The organism is Euzebyales bacterium, from assembly GCA_035461305.1.
In the GTDB taxonomy this organism is placed as follows: Bacteria; Actinomycetota; Nitriliruptoria; order Euzebyales; family JAHELV01; genus JAHELV01.
Map to the genome: position 1 here is coordinate 1 of DATHVN010000094.1, position 4,306 is coordinate 4,306.

General features: G+C 69.9%; 4 protein-coding genes. 2 read left to right on the forward strand and 2 right to left on the reverse strand.

What is annotated here, in order from left to right:
* Together VK923_08965 and VK923_08970 are read right to left on the reverse strand one after the other, a co-directional pair.
* On the reverse strand, nucleotides 1-834 hold an 834-nt coding region (locus VK923_08965), incomplete at its 3' end, for a hypothetical protein (protein HSJ44796.1).
* A gap of 82 nt (nucleotides 835-916) precedes the next feature.
* Nucleotides 917-2,233, reverse strand: coding sequence for a M20/M25/M40 family metallo-hydrolase (locus VK923_08970; protein ID HSJ44797.1), 1,317 nt, complete (start codon nucleotides 2,231-2,233; stop codon nucleotides 917-919).
* A 179-nt stretch (nucleotides 2,234-2,412) separates the two neighbouring features.
* On the opposite strand from VK923_08970, the gene VK923_08975 reads away from it, so the two are divergent.
* Nucleotides 2,413-2,943: a hypothetical protein gene (locus VK923_08975; protein HSJ44798.1), complete on the forward strand. Its 531-nt coding sequence runs from the start codon at nucleotides 2,413-2,415 to the stop codon at nucleotides 2,941-2,943.
* A 174-nt stretch (nucleotides 2,944-3,117) separates the two neighbouring features.
* Nucleotides 3,118-4,306 (forward strand): BTAD domain-containing putative transcriptional regulator (locus VK923_08980; protein ID HSJ44799.1); only part of this gene is annotated, 1,189 nt, incomplete at its 3' end.

The following is a 4,306-nucleotide window of genomic DNA, read 5'->3' on the forward strand; positions in this document are numbered from 1 at the left end:
ACCGTCCGACCCTCGACTTGGAGGCGGGGCGACCCAAGGCTCCACCAGACCCCAGCCGAGGGCGGCGACCGCCCCGAGGGGCGCGAGCGCCGAGGCGGAAGCGCCCGCCGCCAGCGAAGCGAGTCCGATGCCGATGGCCGCCACGGCCGCCAGGCTTGTCCCGAGCCGCCAACCGCGACCCGGGAGCGCGCCTGCGGCCATCACCAGCACGATCGCGAAGGCGATGATCGCCATGGCCCACCAGTGGGCGTTGTGATGCGGATCGGCCGTGGGTGGGAACGTGTTGCGCTGTAACAGGGCCTGGCCGATCCCGTACCATGCGGCTGGGACAGCCGCGACCGCTGCGAGCACCAGGATCCGTGGTCGCCAGGGCCCCTCCGGGCGCCGCCAGGGTGCGGCGAGCAGTGCCGCGACAAGGGCTGGCAGCGTCAACACGAGCAGGAACGGGTCGATGGGGCCGGCTTGGCCGCCGACGTTGTCGGGGTCACCGACGATGGGGATCGTGAGCAGGACGCCGGTAATGACAGCGAGCACCTGATACGCGTAGCCGGCACGTTCCGGCCGAACGAGCAACGCAACGAGCGCCGAGGCTCCGATCGCCACGAGCGCGACGGCTCCCACCGCGTGGACGGCTTCACCGGGATGCGCCGCCCCGTAGCGAGCTTCCACCGATGGAGCAGGATCGTCAGGTGCACCCTCAGTTCCCGACGCCACGACTCCCAGCACGTTGAGCGCGACGATCGAGAAGAACGCGAACAGCAGCACACCGATCGCGCCGACGACGCGGATCGCGAATCGCCGCCCTCGCGTGAGAGGTGCAGCAGTGTGCTTCATCGTTGAGATCCTTGCGGTGATCTTTGATTCAGTGTTGGCCCGCACGACGGGAGCGGCGCGGGCGATGGGCTGGGGTCGAGGATCAGGCCGCAGCGTTATGGACGACGTCGGACATGATGGTCACCGCATGTTCGAACCCGTCGACGGGGATGCGTTCGTCGTGTCCGTGGATCGTTGCGAGCAGCTCGGGCGGGAGCACGAGTGGTGTCCAGCCGTACGCGGCCGCTCCTCGTGCCCGGAAGAACCGCAGGTCGGTGATTCCCGGGCTCAGCGACACCGTGGGGAGGGCGGCCTCGGCGACCTGGGTCGATGCTGCGTGCAGGATGTCGAACAGCGGTCCTTTGCCGCTGACTGGGCCGTGTCCCTTGTGGGTGACGTTGGTGACGTGGCTGCCGCGCGCGCCGGCCTGCTGCTGCAGTGACGCAACGAACGCTGAGATGTCGGCGTCGGGGAGCAGTCGCGCGTCGAAGGAGGCCGTCGCTTCGCTGGGCACGACGTTGGACTTGTAGCCCGCGGCGACGGTCGTCGGCGTGATGGAATCCGATAGCAGGAGCCCGAGCGCGCCGGCCTCGCGGAGGCGCGCGGCCACAGCGCGGACCAGGACAGGACCTGTTGGGGAGGCGAGGCCCCGGAAGATCGCGGCCGTCGGGCCGGACGCGGCCGTCGCGAGCGTCGCGAACTGTTCGCGGATCACCGGGTGCAGGCGGGGTGTGCCGAAGCCGGCGGTCTGGTCGAGGGTGGCTGCGAGGTTGCGGATCGCCTGCTGGGTCGCGGGCAGTGCGCCGTGACCGGAGTCCCCGGTCGCGACGACGTCGAACCACAGCGCGGTCTTTTCTCCGAGCGCGACGGGCAGCACGGGACGGTCAAGTCCGGCATCGATTCCGTAGGCGCCCTCACCGATCACCTCCGGGGCGGGGCGTCGGTCACCGAAGCCGACGAGCTCCGGGTGGTCTTCGAGGAGCCAGCGGGCGCCTTCGTCGCCACCGGCCTCCTCGTCGCCGACCAGCGCGACGATCACCTCGCGATCGGGCGTGACGCCGGAGGCAGCCAGCTGCGCGGCCGCGACCGCATGCATCACCGTGATGCTCTTCATGTCCAGGGCCCCTCGGCCCCACACGAACCCGTCGACGAGCTCGGCGCCGAAGGGGTCACGCGTCCAGCGTTGCTCTTCGACGGGGACGACGTCGCTGTGGGACAGCAGCACGAGGGCCGGACGATCGGTCGGCCCCTCGACCCGTGCGACGAGGTTCGCGTGACCAGCCGGGGACGTGAGCACCTTGGTCCGCAGTCCCGCGTCCGCGAGGTAGGCGCCAACGAGGTCGGCGACGGTTGTGTGGTCACCCGAGGGGTTGACCGAGCGGGTTTGCAGGAGTTGACGGAGCAGCTCGACGGGTTCCATGTCTCGTGCCTTCCGATCCGATACCCCGCGGTGGGGGCGCTCGGGTGAAGGAAAGTCCCCGCGGTGTCCGGATGCTGTCCGGGTCCTGTCCCGGCGCGCGGCACGGCGGTCCAGGCGGGACACGACGCGGACAGCCGCATGTGCCACCGTGACGGTCCCCCACAGCACAGGAGGCCGCTATGAGCCGCTCACGACTGCTGCGGGCCGTGTCCGCGGCCGCCGTCATCGCCATCACCGTGTTCGCCCAGGTCGGGATGATCCTGGCGCCGTCGCAACTGGGCCGCAACCCGCTGCTGACCCTGGCGTTGCGACCGACGCCGGCGTTTCTGGTGCTGGTCGCTGATGTCGTGCCTGCCTTGACGGCGGTCCTGGTCGCTGCTGTTGGCCGGACGATGGTCGACATGGCCTACTTCGTCGCCGTCCGGCACGGCGCCGCACCGCTGCTGCGGCGCTTCGGGATCGGCAAGGAACTGACTGGCGGCCTGTCACGCACCACGGCGTCGCGCGGCCTGTTGGCGATCACCTTCGTCTGGTCGAGCAGCCCGATCATCGCCGCGCTCGGTCTCGGATCGACGCCGGCGTGGCTGTTTCTGGCGGTGACGGGTGCGGGCAACGTGGTGACGAGCACGGCTACGTCTTTTCGGGGCGGCGGCTGGGAACGTTCCTCGCCCCCGTCGATGCGTGGTTGTCGGCGTACGGGGTGTGGCTGACGGTGGTGTTGGCCGCTGCGGTGACGGTCGGTGTGTTCGCGAAGTACCGACGGCACCGGATCGCCTGACCCTTCACCCACTGCGTACCGGAGTCGCATATTCACGCGAACCCCAGAGGAGTATCGTCGAGTCCGCACGGCTTTCCGACCGGTTCACGCGGACGGGGAGAAGGACGTGGAGGTGCGACTGCTCGGGCCGTTCGAGCTCGTTGACCACGGCGAAATGCGGCCGGTGAAGGGCGCAAGTGAGCGCGCCGTGTTGGCACTGTTGGCGACCGCGCCGGGACGGGCGTTCACGAAGCAACACCTCATCGACGCCCTCTGGGGCGACGTCCCACCGGGCAACCCGCACAACGCACTGCACCTGCGGATCTCCAAGTTGCGCAGGACCGTCGGTGACGTCCTCGTCACCGTGCCGTACGGCTATCGGCTTGACATCGGGGATGACGACGTCGATTCCGCCCGGTTCTCGAGCCTGGTCCGGCAGCGGCGCTTCGCAGAGGCGCTGCAGCTGTGGCGCGGCGAACCCCTGGCCGAGTTCAGCGACCACGCCTGGGCGCGAGCCGAATCGGCACGCCTCAGCGAACTGCATGCGGTCGCGGTCGAGGAACGCGTCGATGAGCGCCTCGCCGCGGGCGAACACGCGGTGCTCGTCGCGGAGCTGGAGAGCTTGACAGCGGCAGCGCCGTTGCGCGAACGACTGCGCGCACAGCACATGGTGGCGCTGTACCGCTCAGGACGGTCCGCAGACGCGCTGGCGGTGTTCCACAACTTCCGACGTCTGCTCACCGACGAGCTCGGGGTCGAACCGTCGGCGGATCTGCGCGCCCTGGAGCTGCGGATCCTGCGCGACGATCCGTCGCTGGGCGGACCACCGGCACCGTCCGCAGTTGCAGGAAACCTCCCGTCGCTCCGGACCCCGCTGATCGGCCGGGAAGCACAGCTCGACCGACTCGTGCAGCAGGTTGGAGTAACCCCTTTGATCACGTTGACCGGTCCTGGCGGCGTCGGCAAGACGACGCTGGCCCAGGCGTTGGGGCGCGAATTGGCCGACACCTTCGAAGGGGGTATCTGGTTCGTTCCCTTGGCACCGCTGGACGACCCCCGCCGCGTCCCCGACGCCGTCGCAAGCGTGCTGCCCGTGGCGGATCCGGACAAGGGCTCCGCGCTGCAGCTGGTGTGTGCATGGCTCGGACCGCGCGCGGCCCTGCTGGTGCTCGACAACTGCGAGCACCTGGCTGACGCGACCGCGACCTTCGTCGACCAGCTGCTGCGCACGAGCGGGGAGCGTCTCCGGATCGTGGCGACCAGCCGAGAGGCGCTGGGCGTGTCCGGTGAGTGGCAGGTGCCCGTCCCGCCCCTGG